This is a genomic window from Streptomyces sp. NBC_01241 (genome assembly GCF_041435435.1).
GTDB lineage: Bacteria > Actinomycetota > Actinomycetes > Streptomycetales > Streptomycetaceae > Streptomyces.
The window spans coordinates 4,024,773-4,047,669 of record NZ_CP108494.1; the positions used below are offsets into that span (position 1 = coordinate 4,024,773).

General features: G+C 69.3%; 16 protein-coding genes and 3 pseudogenes. 8 read left to right on the top strand and 11 right to left on the bottom strand.

The genetic code is table 11. From position 1 onward, the window contains the following. Positions 1-1,306: 1,306 nt before the first annotated feature. Together OG306_RS17820 and OG306_RS17825 are read left to right on the top strand one after the other, a co-directional pair. A pseudogene (locus OG306_RS17820) lies at positions 1,307-1,966 on the top strand (FtsK/SpoIIIE domain-containing protein); the annotation flags it as partial. Beyond that, positions 1,958-3,967: an FtsK/SpoIIIE domain-containing protein gene (locus OG306_RS17825; protein WP_371666254.1), complete on the top strand. Its 2,010-nt coding sequence runs from the start codon at positions 1,958-1,960 to the stop codon at positions 3,965-3,967. The pseudogene OG306_RS17820 and the gene OG306_RS17825, both read left to right, overlap by 9 nt. Positions 3,968-4,076: 109 nt before the next feature. Here the strand turns inward: OG306_RS17825 and OG306_RS17830 are convergent, their stop codons facing one another. From OG306_RS17830 to OG306_RS17845, 4 genes are all read right to left on the bottom strand, one after another. After that, on the bottom strand, positions 4,077-5,312 hold the full coding sequence (locus tag OG306_RS17830) for a hypothetical protein (protein ID WP_266906176.1): 1,236 nt from the start codon (positions 5,310-5,312) through the stop codon (positions 4,077-4,079). 25 nt (positions 5,313-5,337) lie between these two features. Continuing rightward, a complete protein-coding gene (locus tag OG306_RS17835; protein ID WP_266747134.1) occupies positions 5,338-6,036 on the bottom strand; it encodes a hypothetical protein in 699 nt (232 codons plus the stop codon). A 31-nt stretch (positions 6,037-6,067) separates the two neighbouring features. Beyond that, positions 6,068-6,364, bottom strand: coding sequence for a hypothetical protein (locus OG306_RS17840; protein WP_266906174.1), 297 nt, complete (start codon positions 6,362-6,364; stop codon positions 6,068-6,070). 66 nt (positions 6,365-6,430) lie between these two features. Further along, on the bottom strand, positions 6,431-6,730 hold the full coding sequence (locus tag OG306_RS17845) for a WXG100 family type VII secretion target (protein ID WP_266747136.1): 300 nt from the start codon (positions 6,728-6,730) through the stop codon (positions 6,431-6,433). Between the two features lie 392 nt (positions 6,731-7,122). Between OG306_RS17845 and OG306_RS17850 the strand changes: the two are divergent. Then, a pseudogene (locus tag OG306_RS17850) lies at positions 7,123-7,542 on the top strand (aminotransferase class I/II-fold pyridoxal phosphate-dependent enzyme); the annotation flags it as partial. 137 nt (positions 7,543-7,679) lie between these two features. On the opposite strand, the gene OG306_RS17855 reads toward OG306_RS17850, so the two are convergent. Both OG306_RS17855 and clpB read right to left on the bottom strand, forming a co-directional pair. Then, positions 7,680-8,240, bottom strand: coding sequence for a YbjN domain-containing protein (locus OG306_RS17855; protein WP_266747137.1), 561 nt, complete (start codon positions 8,238-8,240; stop codon positions 7,680-7,682). Between the two features lie 158 nt (positions 8,241-8,398). Beyond that, positions 8,399-10,984: an ATP-dependent chaperone ClpB gene (clpB, locus tag OG306_RS17860; protein WP_266906172.1), complete on the bottom strand. Its 2,586-nt coding sequence runs from the start codon at positions 10,982-10,984 to the stop codon at positions 8,399-8,401. A 305-nt stretch (positions 10,985-11,289) separates the two neighbouring features. Here clpB and OG306_RS17865 point away from each other — a divergent pair. Beyond that, positions 11,290-11,636, top strand: a pseudogene (locus tag OG306_RS17865) (nitrilase). Positions 11,637-11,817: 181 nt separating this feature from the next. Here OG306_RS17865 and OG306_RS17870 read toward each other — a convergent pair. Beyond that, entirely contained in the window at positions 11,818-12,138 is a 321-nt protein-coding gene (locus OG306_RS17870) for a (2Fe-2S)-binding protein (RefSeq protein WP_266747139.1), read from the bottom strand. A gap of 427 nt (positions 12,139-12,565) precedes the next feature. Between OG306_RS17870 and OG306_RS17875 the strand changes: the two genes are divergently transcribed. Then, on the top strand, positions 12,566-13,573 hold the full coding sequence (locus tag OG306_RS17875; RefSeq protein WP_266747140.1) for a helix-turn-helix transcriptional regulator: 1,008 nt from the start codon (positions 12,566-12,568) through the stop codon (positions 13,571-13,573). 541 nt (positions 13,574-14,114) lie between these two features. On the opposite strand, the gene OG306_RS17880 is transcribed toward OG306_RS17875, so the two are convergent. From OG306_RS17880 to dnaK, 4 genes are all read right to left on the bottom strand, one after another. Further along, positions 14,115-14,561 (bottom strand): heat shock protein transcriptional repressor HspR, encoded by a 447-nt coding sequence (locus tag OG306_RS17880; RefSeq protein WP_266747141.1) that lies wholly within the window; start codon positions 14,559-14,561, stop codon positions 14,115-14,117. A gap of 1 nt (position 14,562) precedes the next feature. Then, a complete protein-coding gene (dnaJ, locus tag OG306_RS17885; protein ID WP_266747142.1) occupies positions 14,563-15,747 on the bottom strand; it encodes a molecular chaperone DnaJ in 1,185 nt (394 codons plus the stop codon). A gap of 93 nt (positions 15,748-15,840) precedes the next feature. Further along, positions 15,841-16,491, bottom strand: coding sequence for a nucleotide exchange factor GrpE (gene grpE, locus OG306_RS17890; protein WP_266747143.1), 651 nt, complete (start codon positions 16,489-16,491; stop codon positions 15,841-15,843). Beyond that, on the bottom strand, positions 16,488-18,341 hold the full coding sequence (dnaK, locus tag OG306_RS17895) for a molecular chaperone DnaK (RefSeq protein ID WP_266747144.1): 1,854 nt from the start codon (positions 18,339-18,341) through the stop codon (positions 16,488-16,490). The genes grpE and dnaK overlap by 4 nt, the downstream gene beginning before the upstream one ends. A gap of 453 nt (positions 18,342-18,794) precedes the next feature. Here dnaK and OG306_RS17900 point away from each other — a divergent pair, with 453 nt between their 5' ends. The 3 genes from OG306_RS17900 (at position 18,795) to OG306_RS17910 (ending at position 22,893) form a co-directional block, all read left to right on the top strand. Further along, positions 18,795-19,412, top strand: a complete 618-nt coding sequence (locus OG306_RS17900; protein ID WP_371665473.1) for a sugar transferase — start codon at positions 18,795-18,797, stop codon at positions 19,410-19,412. Between the two features lie 102 nt (positions 19,413-19,514). Next, positions 19,515-21,782, top strand: a complete 2,268-nt coding sequence (locus OG306_RS17905) for a (Fe-S)-binding protein (RefSeq protein ID WP_266906170.1) — start codon at positions 19,515-19,517, stop codon at positions 21,780-21,782. Positions 21,783-21,966: 184 nt separating this feature from the next. Beyond that, the gene (locus OG306_RS17910) at positions 21,967-22,893 is read left to right on the top strand and encodes a Yip1 family protein (protein ID WP_266747147.1); all 927 of its coding nucleotides are present in this window, start codon (positions 21,967-21,969) and stop codon (positions 22,891-22,893) included. Positions 22,894-22,897 lie beyond the last annotated feature (4 nt).

The following is a 22,897-nucleotide window of genomic DNA, read 5'->3' on the forward strand; positions in this document are numbered from 1 at the left end:
CTGCCGTATCGCGCCCGACGCCTCCGCGCCGGGCGGCGGCACTCTGCAACTGGACCGCGAGGACCTCGCCGAGGCGACCGCCTGGCCGGCCGGCGCACAGCTCCTCGTCGGAGAAAGCCTGCTCGAACTCGCCCTCCCGCAGAAGCCGGACGCGGCCGTGCAGCCGTCGGAGGACGGCACCGGCTGGGACTACAACCGGCCGCCGCGACTGCGGCCGGCCGAGAACGCCACCCGCTTCACCCTGCCTTCCCCGCCCGCCCCGCCCGCCGCCCGGCCGCTCCCGTGGATCACCGCGGCGGCCCCGCTGGTGATGGCGGGGGCCGGGGCGCTGATATTCGACCGTATGTCGATGCTGCTGTTCGGGCTGCTCTCCCCGGTCGCGGTCCTCGGCAACTATCTGATGAGCCGGCGCACCGGGCGCCAGACCCACTCCGGCAGTGTCGCCGCCTACGAGGAGAAGAAGGCACGCATCGAGGGCGACGCGACGAAGGCCCTGGCGGCCGAACGCACCGCCCGGCGCCACGGTTTCCCGGACCCGGCCGAGGTCCTCCTGACCGCCGTCGGCCCCCGGCGCCGCCTGTGGGAACGCCGTACCTCCGACGCCGACTTCCTCGAACTGCGCATCGGAACCGCCGATCTGGCCTCCGACGTGGTGCTCCAGGACCCGACGAAGGATGAACACCGCCGCGAGGACCCGCGGACCGCGTACGACGTCCCGGTGACCGTTCCGCTGCGGGAGCACGACGTCCTGGGCATCGCCGGCGAGGGCCCGGCCGCGCGCGCCGTGGCGCGCTGGGCAGTCGCCCAGGCCGCCGTCCTGCACAGCCCCCGTGACCTCCAGATCCATCTGCTGACGACCGGCGAACGGGGCCGGGACGGCTGGTCCTGGCTGCGCTGGCTGCCGCATGTGCGCAAGAAGTCCGGCGACACCCCGGCCAGCATCGGCTACGGCGCGGAGACCTGCGCCCGGCGGGTCGCCGAACTCACCGCGCTGATCGTCGAGCGCGCCGGACGGAAGGACCGGCGGAGCCGGCCCGCCGGGCCCGACGTGCTCGTCATCCTCGACGGAGCCCGCAGGCTGCGTTCGCTGCCCGGCGTGGCGCAGATCCTGCGCGACGGACCGGCCGTCGGCGTCCGCGCGGTCTGCCTGGACGCCGAGGAGCGGCTGCTGCCCGAGGAGTGCCACGCCGTCGTCGCCGAGGAGCCCGGCGGAACCGTACGGGTGGGACGCTCCGGGAGGGGCACCGTCGGGGGCATCCGGCCCGACGCGGTGTCCCTGGACTGGTGCCGTTCGCTGGCCCGCGCGATGGGCCCGCTGCGGGACCCGGGCGGGGCCGACGAGGAGGCCGCGGTGCTTCCCGGCTCCGCGCGGCTGCTCGACGTCCTCGCCCTCGACCCGCCGCAGGCCGCCGGCATCCGGGCGCGCTGGACGGCCGGGGGTCGCTCGACCCGGGCGGCCGTCGGCGTCTCCCTGGACGGCCCGTTCTACCTGGACCTGCGGCGCGACGGCCCGCACGGGCTGGTCGCCGGCACCACCGGCTCCGGCAAGTCCGAACTCCTCCAGACGCTGGTCGCCTCGCTCGCGGTGGCGAACCGTCCGGACGCGATGACGTTCGTCCTGGTCGACTACAAGGGCGGCTCCGCGTTCAAGGACTGCGTCGACCTGCCGCACACCGTCGGCATGGTCACCGACCTCGACGCCCACCTCGTCGAGCGGGCCCTGGTGTCGCTGACGGCGGAACTTACCCGGCGCGAGCACATCCTCGCCGCGGCCGGCGCCAAGGACATCGAGGACTACGTCGAACTGCTGGAGCGCAACCCGGCGGGCCGCGCGCCGATGCCCCGGTTGCTCATCGTCATCGACGAGTTCGCCTCGATGGTGCGCGACCTGCCGGACTTCGTGAAGGGTCTGGTCAACATCGCCCAGCGGGGCCGCAGCCTCGGCATCCACCTGATCCTGGCGACGCAGCGCCCCAGCGGCGTCGTCTCCTCGGAAATCCGCGCCAACACCAACCTGCGCATCGCGCTCCGGGTGACGGACGCCGGCGAGAGCCAGGACGTCCTCAACTCCGCCGAGGCCGCCGGGATCTCGCAGGGCACCCCCGGTCGCGCCTATGTGCGCTTGGGCCAGAACTCCCTCGTGCCGTTCCAGTCCGGACGGGTCGGCGGCCGTCGGCCCGGTGCCGCGGCGACCTCGCTGCCGGCACCCTGGGCGGTGACGGTCGGCTGGGAACGGCTCGGCGAGCCGCTCCCGGCGCGGCCCCGCGGCGCGGCCGTACCCGCCGAGGTGGAGACCGACCTCACCGGGCTCGTCACGGCGATCCGCGAAGCGGACCGGGAGATGGGCATCCCCGCGCAGCACAGCCCCTGGCTCCCGCCGCTGCCCGAGGTCCTGGTCGCCGGCGAACTGCCGGCGCCCCCGCCCTCGGGCTACGACCTCGCGCCCGTCGCGTACGGCGTGGTGGACCTGCCCGCACAACAGGCCCGGCTGCCCCTGGTGATCGACCCGGCGACGCTCGGGCACCTGCACATCATCGGCTCGCCCCGGCAAGGCAGGTCGCAGACACTGCGCACCATCGCCGGCACCCTGGCCTCCGCCCATTCCCCGGACCGGCTGCACATGTACGGCATCGACTGCGGCAACGGCGCGCTGCTGCCCATCGAGGGGCTGCCGCACTGCGGGGCCATCACCCAGCGCACCCAGCCCGACCGGGTGGCCCGGCTGCTCGCCCGGCTGACCGGGGAGCTGACCCGGCGCCAGGAGATGCTCGCCGCCCGCGGCAGCGCCGACCTGCCGGAGCTCCGCCGCGCCCTGCCGGAGGCTGAACGGCCGCCGCACATCCTGCTGTTCATCGACCGGTGGGAGGTCTTCGACAAGCAGCTCGGCGAGTACGACTCCGGGAACCTGCTGAGCTCCGTGCTGACCCTGCTCCGGGACGGCGCGAGCGTCGGCATCCACCTGGTGATGACCGGTGACCGGGCGCTGTTCTCCAGCCGGGTCAACGGCTCCACCGAGGACAAGCTCGTGCTGAAGCTGAACGAGAAGTCCGAGTACGGGATGATCGGTATCACCCAGCGCAACGTGCCCGACGAGATCCCGCCGGGCCGCGCGTTCCGTGCCGCCGACAAAGCGGAGGTGCAGATCGCGCTCCTCACGGACAACCCGGAAGGCCAGGCGCAGGCCGTGGCGCTCCAGCAGATCGCCGAGTACTGCCGCGAGCGGGCGGCCCAGCTGCCGGACTCCACCCGCCCGTTCCGCGTCGACACCCTGCCGGACCGGCTCACCTGGGAGGAGGCGACCCGGTACGTGCCGCAGCCGCTGCCGTCCGCACGGTGGGCCCTGTCCGGTGTCGGCGGCGACGAACTCACCGCGTTCGGGCCGGACTTCGCCATCACGCCGACCTTCCTCGTCGCCGGACCCGCCCGCTCCGGCCGCAGCATCGTCCTGGCGACACTGGCACTGTCGCTGCTGTCGGCCGGGACGCCCGTCGTCGTCGGCGCGCCCGCCAGGTCGCCGTTGCGCCAACTCGCCGGACGGCCCGGGGTCCTCGCGGTCTTCGACGAGTCCGACATCGACCCCACCGCGCTGGAGGAGGCGCTGGCGTCCTCGCCGCAGGGGGCCGTGGTGATCCTGGACGACGCCGACCTGCTGCTGAAGACAAAGGCCGAGCCCGTCCTCACCCAGATCGCCAAGTCCGGTGCCGAGAACGGCCGGGGCCTGGTGATCGCCGGGCAGACCGACCGGCTCTCCTCCGGCTTCTCCGGCTGGCACACCGAGGCCCGCCGCAACCGGTGCGGTCTGCTGCTGAAGCCGCAGAACATGAGCGACGGCGAACTGATCGGCGTCAAGGTGCCCCGCAGCCGCCTGGGCGCGACCCGCCCGGGGCGGGCGATCCTGCACCTGGGCGACGGCGTGCTGCGCACCGTCCAGGTCCCGGAGACGGTGCTTCCGCCGGCCGGGAGCTGAGCGCCTGTGCGGGGGGTCCGACACCGGCTCTGAGGTCCCACGGCAGAGGGCTCCCGCCCCGGCGACGGCCGGGGCGGGAGCCCTCACGCATGACGGGACGCGGCCCGGATCAGGTCGATCCCTCCACGTAGCTGGGGTCGTGCTTGATCGTGTTCGTCGTCCCGTTGGGGACGGCGCCGTTGATCGCCCAGGCGAGGCCGGCCAGTCCGATGAGGTTCGAGCTCTGGTCGATCCACCCCGCCGTCTTCGTCCAGATGTTGGTGAGGCCCGGCAGCTGCTTGAGGACGTCCGGTGTCTTCAACACGCCACCGGGGATGTTCTTCAGCAGGTTCGCGACCAGGTCGCCCGGGTTCTTGAACCCGGTGAACGACTTGATGGCGGGGACCACGCTCTTGAGGTTGATCTGGATCGCCTTGAGATCGCTCGTGACGGTCTTGAGGGTGTTCGCGATCCCGCCCAGATTGGCGATCTTGATCAGGCCGACGCCGCCGAGCACCAGCCCCAGGCCGCTGAGAACCATGTCGAGCACATCCCACTCGCCCGACTGAATACTGTCGACGATGTTCATGATGAAGGGGACGGCAGCGGTGACCAGACTGGCGATCGTCAGGACGAGCCCCAGGCCCTGCAATCCGGGGATGAGCATGGCGATGATGCCCAGGGCGGCGCTGATGAAGCCGAGCACCTTCTTGAAGATGTCCTTGATCTTCTCCCACAGGCTCTTGCCCGGGACCGCCTCGCTCGTCGCCTCGTCCAGGGCGCGGGCCGCCGTCGAGGCGTCCGTCTCGCGCAGCTCCCGCGCGTCCTCGGCGAGCATGCGGGCGGCGTCGAGATCCCGCTGGGCGCTGTCGGCGCCCCCCTGCGCCGCGGACTGGTCGTTCCGGGCATTCTCCATGGCCTGCCGCGCACTGCGCCGGGCCGCCTCGTCGTCCGGCGGGGGCGGGTCCGCCGCGTCCAGGCCGCTGATCACGGACCCCGCCGCGGCGGCGGCATCGGTGGCCCGCTGCAGCCGCTCCTTGGCGTCCCGTCCGTCGACCAGGGCGTTGTCGGCCTTGCGCTGATGGTCCCCCAGCTGGTCGGCGTAGGTGTCCAGCGCGCGGGCCGCCTTGTCGTACGAACTGTGCAGCTTCTCCACCTGATCGGCCAGGTCCCCGAGCTTGTTCCGGAGTTTCTCCATGGCCTTGCCCTCGCCGAGCTGGCTGTTCTTCAGGCCGCTGACGATGGGGAGCGCCTGGTCCGCGTCGTCGGCGACGGACCGGTACTGGCCCGCGAGCTTCCCGAGCATCTCCGCATCGCCCGGCGTCGGGTCGTCCGAGAACCCGAAGACCGTCTCCCAGTCGGACACCGCTGGCCGCACCATTGCCACGCCCTCACTTTCCGTTCTCGTCCGTGCCCTGCGGGCTCTGTGCGGCCGGCACAGCCGTGCCCTTGCTCTCGACTTCCACGAAGCGCAGCGTCCCCGCGATGGCGTCGAACACCTCGAAGAACTGGTCCTTGAGCTCCACATTGGGCGTGGAGCTGGAGACCAGCAGGTATTCCCGGCGGTTCGGGATCGGGAACAGCGTGTGCAGCAGCGCCGTACGCACCGGCGTGCCCTTGTAGTCGATGTCCTCGATCGAGGCGATCCGCCCGACCGGTCCGACGTCCGGAAGCTCCAGCAGATCCACCTCGCGCGGCGGGTACCCGCTGCTCTGCGGGTCCCCGGCCTGCATGCTCGCCCCGAACAGCACCTCGGCCAGATCCGCCGACTGGTCCTCCGGCACGGGCATCCGCAGCACGACGGACGTGGCGCTGAGCATCGCGTCCCCGCCGGGGAACCTGACCATCCCCGCCGCTTCGAGCGCCCCCCGGGCGTAGGCCTCTCGGGCGGTCCGGCGGGTGTCGCGGATCAGGCCGTCGAGCCGCTCGCGGGAGAGTTGCGGAACCCCCTTCGCCTGGTGCTCGATACGGCGGCGGATGGACGCGTCCCGGGTGCTCGGGTCGAGGTCCAGATACCACCAGGAGCCGGGGTAGCGCAGCTTGTAGTGCGCGGGCGCCCCCGTAGCCCGGTCCGTGACCGGATGCGTCATGACGCATGTCCTTTCTGCCAGCAGGCTCTCGTCAGGTCTTCTTGGAGTCGTCCAGCACCTTGACGGTCTCGTCGTCCGTCTGCATGAAGGCGTCGGAGATCTTCTTCGTGTTCTCGGAGAAGACCTTCACGTTGTCCTGCACCTTCTCGTGGCCCCTGCCCCATGCGCCGTCGAAGTCGGCGAGGGAGTCGGCGAGCGTCGAATCGCCCACATCGTCCTTCGATCCGACGTCGCTGAGCCGCGCGGTGCTGTTGATCCGCTGCCCGATGTCCTCAAGTGACTTGACCGTCTCGTTCAGGTCGTCAAGCGGGACGCTGATGCGGGTCATCGGTTCCTCCTCTCCGGCCGCCGTCCGGTCCCCCCGCAGAAGGGCGGGACCGGACACAAGGGCACGTCAGCCGATGGAGCCGGACGTCTGGTCGTCGGTGTCGACGAACGCGTCGGCGACCTGCTTGATGAACTCGCTGACGCCCTGCAGGCCCTCGATCGCCTTGTCGGTGCCGTTCTTGTACTCCTCCCAGAACGGACGGAACTTGCTCTCGGAGCCCGGCGTCGCGTAGGCCGCCTCGACCATCTCGTCCATCTTGGTGTTGGCCTCGTGGAGGCTCTGCTGCATCAGTTCCTTCTGGTGCTGCAGCCAGGTCGACGCCTCCCGCATCTCTTCCGGGCTGATCTTGATTTTGCCGCCGTCCATGCCGGTTCCTTCTCTCGTCTCGGGTCGCCGCGGTCGCTGAGCCGCGCACACCGGGCTGTACGGGGCACCCGGCGGGGCGGTTCACGCCTGTTGCGGAACAGTGACGAAAGTGGCGGGCCGACGCCCTGATCAGGCCTGCGACCAGGCCTCCATGGCCCGCAACAGCCCATCACCGGCTCCGGAGTGACCGTTCCCTCACCGAACCGGAGCAGATGCGTTCCTGACGGTCGGCGCCGGTCTGGTCGTCGTCGTCCGCCTGGGATATCCGGCAGTCGTCCGCCTGGGATATCCGGCAGTAGATGGCGGCCGGCTCACCGGTGGTACTGGGGAGGCCTCTGGTGGGCTTGTGGCGCGACACGCGAATGAGTTACGAACAAGGGGTGGCCCGGGCCACCGCGAGCCCCGAGCTGGTCACCGCCGTCCGCTCGGCGAAGCAGTTCCTGACGTACGTGTCCGCGGGCCCGTTCCAGTACGCGGTCGCCGAGGCACTGCGCCTGCCCGACAGCTACTACGACGGGCTGCGCGCCGAGCTGCGGACCAAGCGGGATCTGCTGAGCGACGGCCTCACCGAGGCCGGTTTCGAGGTCTACCGCCCGGCCGGCACCTACTTCGTCACCACCGACATCCGCCACCTCGGCGAGAGCGACGGCTTCGCGTTCTGCCGGTCCCTGCCCGAGCGGTGCGGGGTCGTCGCCATCCCGAACGCGGTCTTCTACGACCACCGGGAGCAGGGCGCACCGTTCGTACGGTTCGCCTTCTGCAAGCGTGACGACGTGCTGGCCGAGGCGGTGTCCCGGCTGAAGCGGCTGTAGCCGCTGAAGTGACACCGGCGGCTCCGACGGCTGTAGCGGCTGAAGTGACTCCGGCGGCTGAAGCGGAACGCGGTCCGGCCCGGGGCGGTGGTCATGAGACCGCCGCCCCGGGCCGGACTGTCACTGCTGTGCGGGGCTCAGGCGCCCGGAGGGGTCGGGTCCCCGCCGTCCGTCTTCTCCTCGGCCGGCGTCAGGCCCAGACGCTCCTGCAGCCACTTGTCGAACTCGATCGAGGCGCGCACCCAGCTGACCGTCGACGAGACGAAGTGCTCCAGGCTGACGCCCGTACCGATGAGCATCTGCGCCTCACCGATGAGACGGACCGAGACCTCGGTGTCCTCGGAGCCCTCCTCGGGCTCGTGGGTGTGCGTGTAGACCTTGGGCCACAGGGTGCGGCGGTTCCAGTCGTCGATCGCGTCGAGAAGGACCGGACGCTGGTCCGCGGCGTGCGGGCGGTCGTAGAACGTACGGACCGAGAAGACCTGCTGCTCGTCCTCGCCGCGGAACATGAAGTACGTGCGGAAGTCCTCCCACGGCGCCGCGAGGTCGCCCTCGTCGTCGACGACGTACTTCAGCTCCATCTGTTCGAGGAGCTGCTTGACGAGGTCCTGGTCAGGGACAACGGGGCCCTCGGGTCCTGCGGCCTGCGGTTCGGGCTGGCCCCCGAAATTAGGAATCGAGGACGGATCGATGCTCACCGTGTTTTTCCCTTCGTGCGGTTGCCGCCATCCTCTCCCATGGCAGGCGGGGGATGGCAAGCCCGGACGGGCCCGATCCGCCACGAGCTGACACGCAGCCGGTGCGGACCGGGCCCGTCCGGGACCGTACAGGGTGACCACCACGGGGGCCGGGGCGGCTACGACGCGGGGCCGACGCGCAGGCCGTCCCCGACCCGGTTCACCCGGACGGTCTCCCCGTCCTTGACCTCGCCTGCGAGGATCTCCTTCGCCAGCCGGTCGCCGATCGCCGTCTGGATGAGGCGGCGCAGCGGCCGTGCTCCGTAGGCCGGGTCGTTGCCCTCCTCGGCCAGCCAGGCCAAGGCCTCCGGCGTGACGTCCAGGGTGAGCCTGCGCTCGGCCAGACGCCCCGCGAGCCGGTCGATCTGGAGCTTCGCGATGTGCGAGAGCTCGTCGCCGGACAGGGCGGAGAAGACCACCAGGTCGTCGAGCCGGTTGAGGAACTCCGGCTTGAACGAGGCCCGTACGACCTCCAGGACCTGTTCCTTCTTCACCTCGGGCTCGGTCAGCGGGTCCATCAGGAACTGGCTGCCGAGGTTGGAGGTCAGGATCAGGATGGTGTTGCGGAAGTCCACCGTCCGGCCCTGTCCGTCGGTGAGCCGGCCGTCGTCGAGGACCTGGAGCAGGATGTCGAAGACCTCCGGGTGGGCCTTCTCGACCTCGTCCAACAGGACGACGCTGTACGGGCGGCGGCGGACCGCCTCCGTGAGCTGGCCGCCCTCCTCGTAGCCGACGTAGCCGGGCGGGGCGCCGACCAGCCGCGCCACGCTGTGCTTCTCGCTGTACTCGCTCATGTCGATGCGGACCATGGCCCGCTCGTCGTCGAACAGGAAGTCGGCGAGCGCCTTCGCGAGCTCCGTCTTCCCGACACCGGTCGGGCCGAGGAAGAGGAACGAGCCGGTGGGACGGTCGGGGTCGGCGATTCCGGCGCGGGTACGGCGTACCGCATCCGACACCGCCCGTACGGCCTCGGTCTGCCCGATGAGGCGCTTGCCGAGCTCGGCCTCCATGCGGAGCAGCTTCTGGGTCTCGCCCTCCAGCAGCCGGCCGGCCGGGATACCGGTCCAGGAACCGACGACGTCGGCGATGTCGTCCGGGCCGACCTCCTCCTTCACCATCGTGTCCTTGGCGGCCTCCTGCTCGGCCTCGGTCGCCTCCGCCAGCTCGCGCTCCAGACCGGGGATCTCCCCGTACAGCAGCTTGGAAGCGGTGTCGAAGTCGCCGTCGCGCTGGGCGCGTTCGGCCTGGCCGTGCAGTTCTTCGAGGCGTTCCTTCAGTTCACCGACGCGGTTGAGGCCCTGCTTCTCCTTCTCCCAGCGGGCGGTGAGGCCGCGCAGCTCCTCCTCCTTGTCGGCGAGGTCGCGGCGGAGCTTCTCCAGGCGCTGCCTGGAGCCGGGGTCGGTCTCGTTCTTGAGGGCCAGCTCCTCCATGTGGAGGCGGTCGACGGCGCGCTGGAGTTCGTCGATCTCGACAGGCGAGGAGTCGATCTCCATACGCAGCCGGGACGCCGACTCGTCGACCAGGTCGATGGCCTTGTCGGGGAGGAAGCGGGAGGTGATGTAGCGGTCGGACAGGGTCGCGGCGGCCACCAGCGCGGAGTCCGCGATGGAGACCTTGTGGTGGGCCTCGTAACGGCCCTTGAGGCCGCGCAGGATCGCGATGGTGTCCTCGACGCTCGGCTCCGCCACCAGCACCTGCTGGAAGCGGCGTTCCAGGGCGGCGTCCTTCTCGATCCGCTCGCGGTACTCGTCGAGCGTCGTCGCGCCGACCATGCGGAGCTCGCCGCGGGCCAGCATCGGCTTGAGCATGTTGCCCGCGTCCATGGCGGAGTCGCCGCCGGCGCCCGCGCCGACGACGGTGTGCAGCTCGTCGATGAAGGTGATGATCTGCCCGTCGCTCTCCTTGATCTCGGAGAGGACGGTCTTCAGCCGTTCCTCGAACTCACCGCGGTACTTGGCGCCCGCGACCATCGCGCCGAGGTCGAGCGAGACGAGCCGCTTGTTCCGCAGGGACTCGGGGACGTCACCCTTGACGATGCGCTGGGCGAGCCCCTCGACGACGGCGGTCTTGCCGACGCCGGGCTCGCCGATGAGCACGGGGTTGTTCTTCGTACGCCGCGACAGGACCTGGACGACGCGCCGGATCTCCTGGTCGCGTCCGATGACCGGGTCGAGCTTGCCTTCCCTGGCGGCGGCCGTGAAGTCCGTACCGAACTTCTCCAGGGCCTTGTACTGACCCTCCGGGTCGGGTGTGGTCACCCGGCGCCCTCCCCTGCTCTTCTCGAACGCGTCCAGCAGCCTCTTCGCACTGGCTCCCTGAGCGCTCAGGATCTCACCGGCCCGGCCGCCCTCGGCGGCGATCCCGATCAGCAGGTGCTCGGTGGAGATGTAGTCGTCGCCGAGCTCCTTCGCGCGCTGCGCGGCGTCCGCGATGACGGCGAGCAGCTCACGGTTGGGCTGCGGCGGGGCGACGGTCGACCCGGTGACGCTGGGCTCCGCGCCCAGCAGCCGCTCCGTCTCGGTGCGTACGGCGATCTGGTCGGCCTCGACGGCGGCGAGCAGGTCGATGATGTTCTCGTTGTCCTCGCCCGCGAGCAGCGCGAGCAGCAGATGCCCGGGGGTCAGATCGGGGTGTCCGTCCTTCACGGCCCTGCTGGTGGCCGCGTTGATGGCGTCCCGGCTCTTGTTGGTCAGCTCGGCGTCCACGTGCGCTCTCTCCTCCTTGCGGTGACTGGTCTCTCCACAACACTGACTTAGTCAACGTGCACAAAGTTGAGTCTATTTCACTCAACCTAGTCCATCGCCTCTTCCGAGTGCGATTCCGGGTGCGATTCCGAGTGCGATTCCGGGTGCGATTCCGGGTGCGATATCGAGTCCGGTTCCAGTTCCGACTCCGACTCCGACTCCGACTCCGACTCCGACTCCGACTCCGAGTCCGAGTCAACCGGCCGGAGAGAACCCCCGCCACCGCAGGGGCGGGCTACGGATGCGCACTCCCTAGCCTGTTCCCCATGGCAGTCGACGTGACCGATCCGAGCCCCGTGGTGCCGGTGGGCGTGACGTACGAGCCCGCGGCCGGGCTCGCCCGCGTCATCACCGACAAGGGCAGCCGGACAAGGGCAGCCAGAAGGTCGCCGACATCCTGGCCGCGGGCCCGTCCGGCGCCCGGGTCGCGGCCTGCCGGGTCGGCCGCGGCCGCTGGGCGATCCTGGAGGGCCGCGCGACGGTACACACGGAACCGGGCGTGATCGCCGACGCGGTGCGCCGCTACGCGGAACGCTACGAACGCACACCGGCACCCAACCCGGACGGGGTCGTCATCGAGATCGCCCTGGACCGGGCGCTCGGCAGGGCGTGAGCGGGACTTCGGGCTCCGGGCTCCCGGCGCTTGTGGCCCGAGGTTTCCTGGGGCTTCCCGGGGGCTTCCCGGGGGCTTCCCGGGGGCTTCCCGGGGCAGCACAACGGCGCCATCGCGTTCAGGTCACGATGACGCCGTTGTGTGGGGGAGTGCCGAGCGACGTGTAACGACGGGGGATCGCTCAGGCACTGCGGGGGGTGGCGGAAATAGTCTCTGGCTCGAACAGCTGGTGGTCCCGGCGGTCGAGGTTGACGAAAATCATGTCGTACCGAATCGCGCAGCGAACGGGCTGCGGAGCCCCACGCGGCTTGCGGAGGCACCGGTAGGCACGCACTTCGTCGTCGTCTTCACGTGCGACGACGATGGGGTCGCCGAACAGAGTGACCATCAGCGAGTCGCCACAGCGGGGGATGGCAGTGACGAGATCGATGAAGTGCCAGCCTGATCGGTAGGCCGTAGCCATTTCCCGCCGGAAGGTCCGGTCGTCCGGCGGGATGGTCACGCGCCTGCCGACTTCCCTGGAGCTATGTCCCAGGCCAGGTCGGATGCCGCCAAGTTCCCGCTCCGCGCGCCCGCAGTGCCGGCGGGGAGCATGTCCCAGGCGAGGTCGGGGGGTGCAACGGCCTGCACCTGTACCCCAGCCGCCCCGGCGGGCGCACTGTCCCAGGCGAGGTCGGGGGGTGCAACGGCCTGCACCTGTACCCCAGCCGCCCCGGCGGGCACGCTGTCCCAGGCAAGGTCAAGGGTACCGATCGCCCCGAATGTCAGCCCGGCGGAGAAGGCCGCAGCAAGCACCGAGCGAAGCATCTTGTTACTCATAGTGGGCTTCGTCCTCACTTCCAAGGTTTCCTCTCCCCCGCATGACAAGACGATTGCTCATTGAGGCACGTCAATGCCACAGAAGCGATGCATCATGTTCCTGCAGATTCATGTTCCTGGGGGGTGGGCAAATGGTCGTAAATGAAACAAACGCGACACATCATCACCCCGTCAGCGCTCTATGCGCCGAGGGAGCACGGCTGTACGCCAGCGCGCTGAGCGTGGGCAAGATAATGCGCACCGAGGTGGCGGCGGCTCCCTGCCTGCTGGAGTTCGCGCTGCTCCACCCCGACCCCGACGACGACACCTGGCTCCGGCCGGCGCCGCCGTCCGCCGCACTGACTCAGCTGCTGCACCCGATAGAGCGTGAGATCCAGGACCGTCGACGCCTCACGGTCGAACTGACGGATGCGTTCGAACCCTTCATGGCCATCAGCGCCCAGGCGCCGCCGACCACTCATGCGATCACGGTGCTCGAAGGCATCGACCGAATCAATGCGTCCATCGAACTCGCCCTGACCGAGTGCAGGTCGGAAGTTCTCACCATCCAGCCCGGCGGCGGGCGCAGCGAGGACGCACTCAACATCGCGATGGAACGCGGGAACGTCCTCACGCAGCGCGGCGTCGGCATGCGCACCCTCTACCAGCACACGGCCCGGCACAGCCATGGAACCCTCACCTACGCGGCACGCATGGCAGAGGGGAAGGTAGAGATCCGCACCCTCGAAGAGCTCATAGAACGGCTCATGATTTTCGATCACACCGTCGCTTTCATCCCCGCCACGGACGATCGGAGAGTGGCGCTGGAACTGAGACACCCAGGCATTGTGGAGTACCTCGTCAGCGTCTTCGAGCAGTTCTGGCAGCGTGCAGTCCCCCTGCAGGAGCAGATCCCGTACGACCCGACACTCGAAGGCATCTCCGGGGTGCGGCACTCCATCGCGAAACTCCTCGTCGAAGGTCACGTCGACGAGGCCATCGCTCGCCGCCTCGGCATGAACGTACGGACATGCCGCGCCCATATCGCCAAGCTCAGCGTCGCTCTCGGGAGCAACAGCCGGGCGCAGCTCGGCTACCTGATAGCCCGATCAGGAATCCTGGAACAGGGACCGCCCTAATCGGACCACGAACCAAGGCGCACCAAGTCGGACCAAAGGGGACCGCCACCGCAATACAGGCGAGAACGACCGCGGCCCCCGACGCCGGAGAGGTTCATCACCGGGTACGACGAGCCCCTCCTGCCGCCTACGCTTTCACCGCTGCCCTCTTGTCGCATTGCCAGAAGTGGGGGCATAGATGGACAGAGACGAGGACGAACTCACCACTCCCACAGAGACGGCGCATCGTGCGAGGCGGCCCCAAGCTCTACGCCGAGGCACTGAGCACCGGACGGATCGCGCGGGCCGCGCTGGAACCCGCTCCCTGCCTCACCGAGATGGCACTGCTTCACCCCGATCCGCAGGACAGCGCCTGGATGCTTCCCGTACGGCCCTCGTCCGGCCCGGCCCGGCGCCCGCGTCCCGCAGCGCCTCGCGCGTCTCGATGGACCGGATGGACTCGACGGACTCGATCGACTCGATGAACGAAGGAAAAAGGCCCGTCACCCGTGAAGCACACGGGTGACGGGCCTTGTCCGTCGTGCGGATACGCCTGACCCGCTCAGTCCTTCGGCCGCTTCGGCCGCCAGACCACCAACGCGCTGGTCTGCTGCACGTCCTGGTACGGCACCAGATCGCGCCGGTACGAGGCATGCACCTGGGCCTCGCGCTGCTGCATCGCCGCCGCCGCGCCGTCCACCGCCGCCGAGAGTTCGGCGACGCGCTGCTGGAGGGCCGCGACCTGGTTCTCCAGCTCGATGATGCGCTTGATGCCGGCGAGGTTGATGCCCTCGTCCTGCGACAGCTGCTGCACGGTGCGCAGCAGCTCGATGTCGCGGGCCGAGTAGCGCCTGCCGCGCCCGGCCGTGCGGTCGGGCGAGACCAGGCCGAGGCGGTCGTACTGGCGCAGCGTCTGCGGATGCAGGCCCGAGAGCTGGGCCGCGATCGAGATCACGTACACCGGTGTTTCATCGGTCAGTTCGTACGGATTACGTCGTCGGCCGTCCACCTCAAGCTCCCTTCGCTGCCTGGAAGAGTTCTGCCCGCGGGTCACGGCCCGCAGTCGCCTTCCGGTAGGCCTCCAGTGCTTCCCTGGCCTCGGTGCTCAGGTCCCTGGGCACGGTCACCTCGACGGTGACCAGCAGATCGCCCCGGGTGCCGTCCTTGCGTACGGCGCCCTTGCCCCGGGCGCGCATCGTACGCCCGTTGGGGGTGCCGGCCGGCAGTTTCAGGGTGACCGGCGGGCCGCCGAGCGTGGGCACCTTCACCTCGCCGCCGAGCGCCGCCTCCGTGAAGTCGACGGGCACGGTGACGGTGAGATTGTCGCCCTTGCGGCCGAAGACCGGGTGGGCGTCGACATGGACCACGACGTACAGATCGCCGGCCGGTCCACCGCGCTCGCCCGGACCGCCCTTGCCGCGCAGCCGGATCCGCTGACCGTCCGAGACGCCCGCCGGAATCCTGACCTGCATGGTCCGGGAGGACTTCGCCCGTCCACTGCCCTTGCAGACATCGCAGGGGTCCTGGGCGATGAGACCCCGGCCCTTGCAGTCCACGCAGGGGTCGGTGAGCGAGAAGCCGCCGCCGGTGCCGCGCGACACCTGCCCGGTGCCGAGACAGGTCGTGCAGACCCTGGGGGTGCCGTTCTTGTCACCGGTGCCGGAACACGCCTTGCAGGGCGCCTGGCTGGACATCCGCAGCGGGACCGTGGCCCCCTCGACCGCCTCGGTGAAGCTGAGCGTCACCTCGGACTCGATGTCCTGGCCGCGGCGCGGCTGCACCCGCGTCCCCGTACCGCCCCGGTTGAACAGGCCGCCGAAGACATCGCCCAGACCGCCGCCGCCGAAACCGCCGGCTCCGCCGCCCTGGCCCCCGCCCTGGGCGCCTCCGAAGAGGTCGCCCAGGTCGAAGTTGAAGTTGCCTCCCGCGCCCGGGGGGCCGGCCCGGAAGCCGCCGTTGCCGAAGAGGGCGCGCGCCTCGTCGTACTCCTTGCGCTTCTTGCTGTCGCCGAGGATGTCGTTCGCCTCGGAGATCTCCTTGAAGCGCTCCTCCGCCTTGTCGTCGCCCTTGTTGGCGTCCGGGTGGAACTCGCGGGCGAGCTTCCGGTACGCCTTCTTGATCTCGGCGTCGGTGGCGTCCTTGGGGACGCCGAGGACCTTGTAGTAGTCCTTCTCGACGAAGTCCTTCGTGCTCATCGACGTCCCTCCTTCCGGACGATCGGCCATGCGACCGGCCCGTTGGCCGGTCGCACGGCCGGGCGGTGGGCCGCGAGGTGGTCAGACGGGATGTCAGACCTCCTCGGTGCCACCGCTCTCCTCGTCGGTTGCCTTCTCTTCCTTGGCCGCGGCCGGTGTCGCACCCGGCTGGGGTTCGGCCACCGCCACCCGCGCGGGGCGGATGGTGCGCTCGCCGATCCGATACCCCGGCTGCAGGATCGCCACGCAGGTCGTCTCGGTGACGTCCGGCGCATACGAGTGCATCAGGGCTTCGTGGATCGTCGGGTCGAAGGGCTCGCCCTCCTTGCCGAACTGCTGCAGGCCCAGCTTGGCGACGACCGTCTCCAGTGATTCGGCCACCGACTTGAACCCGCCCACGAGCTCGTCGTGGTCCCGGGCCCGGCCGACGTCATCGAGCACGGGCAGGAGCTCGGACAGGAGACCCGCTACTGCGATCTCCTTGACCGTGGCCCGGTCCCGCTCGACGCGACGGCGGTAGTTCTGGTACTCGGCCTGGAGCCGCTGGAGGTCGGCCGTACGCTCGTTGAGCGCCGTGCGGACCTGGTCCAGCTGTGCCGTCAGACCGACTGTCTGTACTCCGTCCCCGGCCGCCGGCGCCTCCTCCTCCGGAGAGGAGGGGGCATCCTTCGGCTCAGCTCCGTCGGAGGCAGCGCCGGAGGGGACATCGGGCTTCTCCTCGAAGCCCGGAGTCTCCTCGGTCACACCGCACCGCCCTTCGCGTCCTTCTCGTCGTCCACGATCTCGGCGTCGACGACGTCGTCGTCGGCCTTGGCCTGCTGGGCGCCCGGCTGCGGGTCGCCCTGCGGGCCGCCGTCGGCCTGGGCGTTGGCGTACATCGCCTGGCCCAGCTTCTGGGAGACGGCCGCGACCTTCTCGGTGGCGGTACGGATCTCGGCGGTGTCCTCGCCCTTGAGCTTCTCCTTCAGCTCGGTGAGCGCGGTCTCCACCTCCGTCTTCACCTCACCGGGGACCTTGTCCTCGTTGTCCTTGAGGAACTTCTCCGTCTGGTAGACGAGCTGCTCGCCCTGGTTGCGCGACTCGGCGGCCTCGCGGCGGCGGTGGTCCTCCTCCGCGTACTGCTCGGCCTCCTCACGCATCCGGTTGACCTCGTCCTTCGGCAGCGAGGAGCCGCCGGTGACGGTCATCTTCTGCTCCTTGCCGGTGCCGAGGTCCTTGGCGGCGACGTGCATGATGCCGTTCGCGTCGATGTCGAACGCGACCTCGATCTGCGGGACGCCACGCGGGGCCGGCGGCAGGCCGGTCAGCTCGAACATTCCGAGCTTCTTGTTGTACGCCGCGATCTCGCGCTCGCCCTGGTAGACCTGGATCTGGACGGACGGCTGGTTGTCCTCGGCCGTCGTGAAGATCTCGGAGCGCTTGGTCGGGATCGTGGTGTTGCGCTCGATGAGCTTCGTCATGATGCCGCCCTTGGTCTCGATGCCGAGGGACAGCGGGGTGACGTCGAGCAGCAGAACGTCCTTGACCTCGCCCTTGAGGACACCGGCCTGGAGCGAGGCACCGATGGCGACGACCTCGTCCGGGTTCACACCCTTGTTGGCCTCCTGGCCACCGGTCATCTCCTTGACGAGCTCGGCGACGGCCGGCATACGGGTCGAGCCACCGACGAGAACGACGTGGTCGATCTCGGTGAGCTGGATGCCCGCGTCCTTGATGACGTTGTGGAACGGCGTCTTGCAGCGGTCCAGGAGGTCGGCGGTGAGCTGCTGGAACTGCGAGCGCGTGAGCTTCTCGTCCAGGTGCAGCGGGCCCTCGGCGGACGCCGTGATGTAGGGCAGGTTGATCGACGTCTCGGTCGAGGACGAGAGCTCGATCTTCGCCTTCTCCGCGGCCTCGCGCAGACGCTGGAGCGCCATCTTGTCCTTGGACAGGTCGACGCCGTGCCCGTTGGCGAACTGCTTCACCAGGTAGTCGACGACGCGCTGGTCCCAGTCGTCACCACCGAGGTGGTTGTCACCGTTGGTGGCCTTCACCTCGACAACACCGTCGCCGATCTCCAGCAGCGATACGTCGAACGTGCCGCCACCGAGGTCGAAGACGAGGATCGTCTGGTCGTCCTTGTCGAGCCCGTACGCCAGCGCGGCGGCCGTCGGCTCGTTGACGATACGCAGGACGTTCAGGCCCGCGATCTCGCCGGCCTCCTTCGTCGCCTGACGCTCGGAGTCGTTGAAGTACGCGGGAACGGTGATGACCGCGTCGGTCACCTTCTCGCCCAGGTACGACTCGGCGTCCCGCTTCAGCTTCTGCAGCACGAAGGCGCTCATCTGCTGCGGGTTGAAGCTCTTGCCGTCCAGGTCGATCTTCCAGTCAGTGCCCATGTGGCGCTTGACGGAGCGGATGGTCCTGTCGACGTTGGTCACCGCCTGACGCTTGGCGACCTCGCCGACCAGCACCTCGCCGTTCTTCGCGAAGGCGACGACGGACGGCGTGGTCCTGGCGCCCTCTGCGTTGGTGATGACGGTGGGCTCGCCGCCTTCGAGAACGCTGACGACGGAGTTAGTCGTGCCCAGGTCGATGCCGACCGCACGTGCCATTTCAATTCCTCCAGCTTGACTACTTGAGTGCAACTGACTCAAGGATGCACGACGGCCGTCCCAGTGTCAACAGAGTTGAGTCGAGCGGACTCAACTATCGTGCACGCACTTCGCGCGCATCGAGAGATCACCAACGACACCCACCCGCTCTGCGGGCCGGGCAGCCCCCACCCATCATCGCTCCATGGGATCGTTCTGTCACAAAACGCCGCCAAGCGTGCAAACCAGGCAATCGATCGGCTCGATCCGCCCGACCCCAGGCAGGTGCGAACGATGCAGAGGCAGAGACAGAGACAGAGACAGAGACAGAGACAACAGGGGCAGAGGCGCACCCGGACACACGGACAGGGACAGGAGCGGAGACAGGCAGAGCGGGTACGGCGGTGGCAGCGGCTGCGGGCGCGGGCGCGCGCGCGGGTGCGGCAGTGGCCGTCGGTGCGGCGATGGGCGCCGGTGCGGCGGTGGCAGCGGCCGTCGGCCAAGCGCGTACTGGATCTGACGCTCGGCTCGATCCTGCTGGCCCTGGCCGCCCCTCTGCTCGCCGCGGGCACCCTTGCCCTCGCGGTACGGCGCCCTCCCGGCGGGGTGCTGTCCCGATCACCCCGGATCGGCCTGGACGGCCACCTCTTCGTACTGCGCTCGCTGCGCACCCGCCGGCTGCGGCTGGATCTGCTCTCCCGGCTGCCGCACGTCGTACGGGGAGACCTCTCCCTGGTCGGGCCGGCACCCCTGACACCGGACGACGACCGGGCCGCCGAAGCCGTCGGCCCGAGTGCCGCCGGCACCCCCGCATCCATCCCCGCCCCCGTCGCGAGACACTGGCGGCAGGAACTGAAACCGGGCCTCACCGGCCTGGCGCAGGTACGTTCCCGTTCCGGAATGCCGTGGGACGAGCCCGCCCTGCTCGACCAGCACTACGCCGAGCACCACTGGGTGGGACTCGACCTGGCCATCCTGGCGCGAGCCGTGCACGCCCCCCTGTACCGGGCGGTCCACGGAGTCACCCGGCGCGGCAAGGCGCACCTGAGCGACACAAATCACCGCCGGTGCGGCTACAGCGCGGCGGAATAAGTGGATAGTGTCAGCACAGACTGATTAAGTTACTGCTTAGTAATTGCCAGTATCCCCTTGTAGACGCTGGATCCCACCCTCGCAGGCCCGAGGAGCCCCCAAATGCAACTCGCCGCGATCATCGTGTCGCTGGTGCTGACTGTGGTCGGCGTTGCGCTCATCGCCCGAGCCGTCGCGCAGATCTACCGGTTCGTCACGCTCGGACAGCCGGTCCCGGCGGGCAGCCGCACCGACAATCCGAAGCAGCGCACGATCACCCTGGTCAAGGAGTTCCTCGGCCACACCCGGATGAACCGGTGGGGGATCGTCGGCTTCGCGCACTGGTTCGTCGCCATCGGCTTCCTGACGCTGCCGCCGACGCTGCTCCAGGCGTACGGGCAGCTCTTCAAGGCCGACTGGGTCCTGCCGATCATCGGCGACTGGCCGCCGTTCGAGATGTACACCGAGTTCATCGGTCTGATGACGACGGTCGGCATCCTCGTACTGATCGCGATCCGGCTGCTGAACCTGCCCTCGCGGGCCGGCCGCAAGTCCCGCTTCGCGGGCTCCAAGGCCTGGCAGGCGTACTTCGTCGAATACGTCATCCTCGTCATCGGCCTGGCCATCCTGACCCTGCGCGGTCTGGAAGGCGCGATCCACCACGTGGACGGCTACGAGGCGTCGTACTTCATCTCGTACCCCCTGGTCCTCGCATTCAAGGGCCTCGCGCTCGGCACGCTGCAGAACCTCATCTACTTCACCGCGATGATCAAGATCGGCACCTCGCTGATCTGGATGATCACGGTCTCGCTCAACACCAACATGGGTGTCGCCTGGCACCGCTTCCTCGCCTTCCCGAACATCTGGTTCAAGCGGAACGCGGACGGCGCGGTCGCGCTCGGCGCACTCCAGCCGATGACGTCCGGCGGCAAGGAGATCGACTGGGAGGACCCGGCCGAGGACGCCGTCTTCGGTGTCTCCCAGGTCGAGCAGTTCTCCTGGAAGGGCATCCTCGACTTCTCCACGTGCACGGAGTGCGGTCGCTGCCAGTCGCAGTGCCCGGCCTGGAACACCGGCAAGCCGCTCTCCCCGAAGCTCCTGATCATGTCCCTGCGCGACCACGCGCACGCCAAGGCCCCGTATCTGCTGGCCGGCGGCGGCAAGGACATGGAAGGCGACGAGAAGGCGTCCGCGGAGCAGTTGAAGGACGTTCCGGCCGCGGCCCTCGCGGAGGCCGAGCGGCCGCTGATCGGCACGGTCGAGGAGAACGGCGTCATCGACCCGGACGTGCTGTGGTCCTGCACCACCTGCGGTGCGTGCGTGGAACAGTGCCCGGTCGACATCGAGCACATCGACCACATCGTCGACATGCGCCGCTACCAGGTGATGATCGAGTCCGCGTTCCCGTCCGAGGCGGGCACGATGCTCAAGAACCTGGAGAAGAAGGGCAACCCCTGGGGTCTCGCCAAGAAGCAGCGCGTCGAGTGGACCAAGGAGGTCGACTTCGAGGTCCCGATCGTCGGCAAGGACATCGAGGACCTGTCCGAGGTCGACTACCTGTACTGGGTCGGCTGCGCGGGCGCTCTGGAGGACCGCGCCAAGAAGACCACCAAGGCCTTCGCGGAGCTCCTCCACATCGCGGGCGTCAAGTTCGCGATCATGGGCGGCGACGAGAAGTGCACGGGTGACTCGGCCCGCCGCCTGGGCAACGAGCCGCTGTTCCAGCAGCTCGGCCAGGAGAACGTCGCGATGCTGAACATGGCGTTCGGCGAGGACGACGAAGACGCGGAGACGAAGAAGCCGAAGTCGTCGAAGAAGATCGTCGCGACCTGCCCGCACTGCTTCAACACCATCGCGAACGAGTACCCGCAGCTCGGCGGCGAGTACGAGGTCATCCACCACACCCAGCTGCTCCAGCACCTCATCGACGAGGGCAAGCTGATCCCGGTGACGCCGGTCGAGGGCCTGATCACCTACCACGACCCGTGCTACCTGGGCCGTCACAACAAGATCTACACCCCGCCTCGCGAGATCATCGCGAAGGTCCCTGGTCTGAGGAACGAGGAGATGCACCGCCACAAGGAGCGCGGCTTCTGCTGCGGCGCCGGTGGTGCCCGGATGTGGATGGAGGAGCGGATCGGCAAGCGCATCAACAACGAGCGCGTCGACGAAGCTCTGTCGCTCAACCCCGACATCGTCTCCACGGCCTGCCCGTTCTGCCTGGTCATGCTGACCGATTCGGTCAACGGCAAGAAGAACGACGGCACGGCGAAGGAGTCGATCCAGGTGGTCGACGTATCGCAGCTGCTGCTGGACTCCGTGAAGACCCCGGCCGACCCGGCCGGGGAGACGGAGACGGCGGACGCACCTGAGCCGGAGCCGGTGAAGTAGCTCGGGCTGTCGTGCGACAGAAGCGGCCGGACCTGCCTCGGGGGCAGGACCGGCCGCTTCTGCCTCCACCCCCTGGGCATCCCTCCGGAGCATCCCCTAGGGGATGTCACAGCTCGGCCGCAATGGCGGGTGGGATTCCCGGGCCCTCTCACCACACCCGCGCGGACCAGGTACGTTCGATGACGTGGCTGGATTCAGGATCGGACGCGGCCGGGACAACCGCACCCCGCAGCAAGCGCAGCAGCAACCGCAGCAGCAGCCGTACGGCACACAGGCACCACCGCCGTACGCGCAGCAGCCATGGCCGCCGACGGGAGGCAACGGCGCCCCGCCCCCGTACAACAACGGCGGCTACGGCAACGGCAGCGGCTACAACGGCGGAGGCGGCCACGGCGAACCCGAGTACTTCGGCGACCCGTACCAGCAGCCCCATCACCCCCACGGATCACCCCAGCAGGGCGACCCGTACGCCAACTCCCCCGGCCACACCCAGGCGTTCAGCATCGGCGAGGACCCGTACGGCGACGGCAACACCTACCGCGCCGGCCAAGCCCCCGCCCAGCCCGCAGGCCCGCGGCTGCCGTGGAAGGACCTGCTCACCGGCATCGTGCTGCGCCCGGGACCGACGTTCTGGCAGATGCGCGACTACCCGGTCTGGGGCCCGGCGCTCATCGTCACGTTCCTGTACGGCCTGCTCGCCCTCTTCGGCTTCGACCAGGCCCGGGACGACGCGATCCACGCGACGATCTCCACGGCGGTCCCCTACGTCGTCATCACCGGCATCTGCTTCGTCATCGGCGGCCTGGTCCTTGGCGCGGTCACGCACACCCTCGCCCGCCAGCTCGGGGGCGACGGCTCCTGGCAGCCGACCGTGGGCCTCTCGATGCTGATCATGTCGATCACGGACGCCCCGCGCCTGATATTCGCGCTCTTCCTCGGCGGCGAGAACTCCCTGGTCCAGATCCTCGGCTGGATCACCTGGCTCGCCTCGGCCGCGCTTTTCACCTCGATGGTGAGCAAGTCGCACGACCTGCCGTGGCCGAAGGCCCTGGCCGCGTCCGCGATCCAGCTGCTCGCACTGCTGTCGATCATCAAGCTGGGCACGATCTGACGCC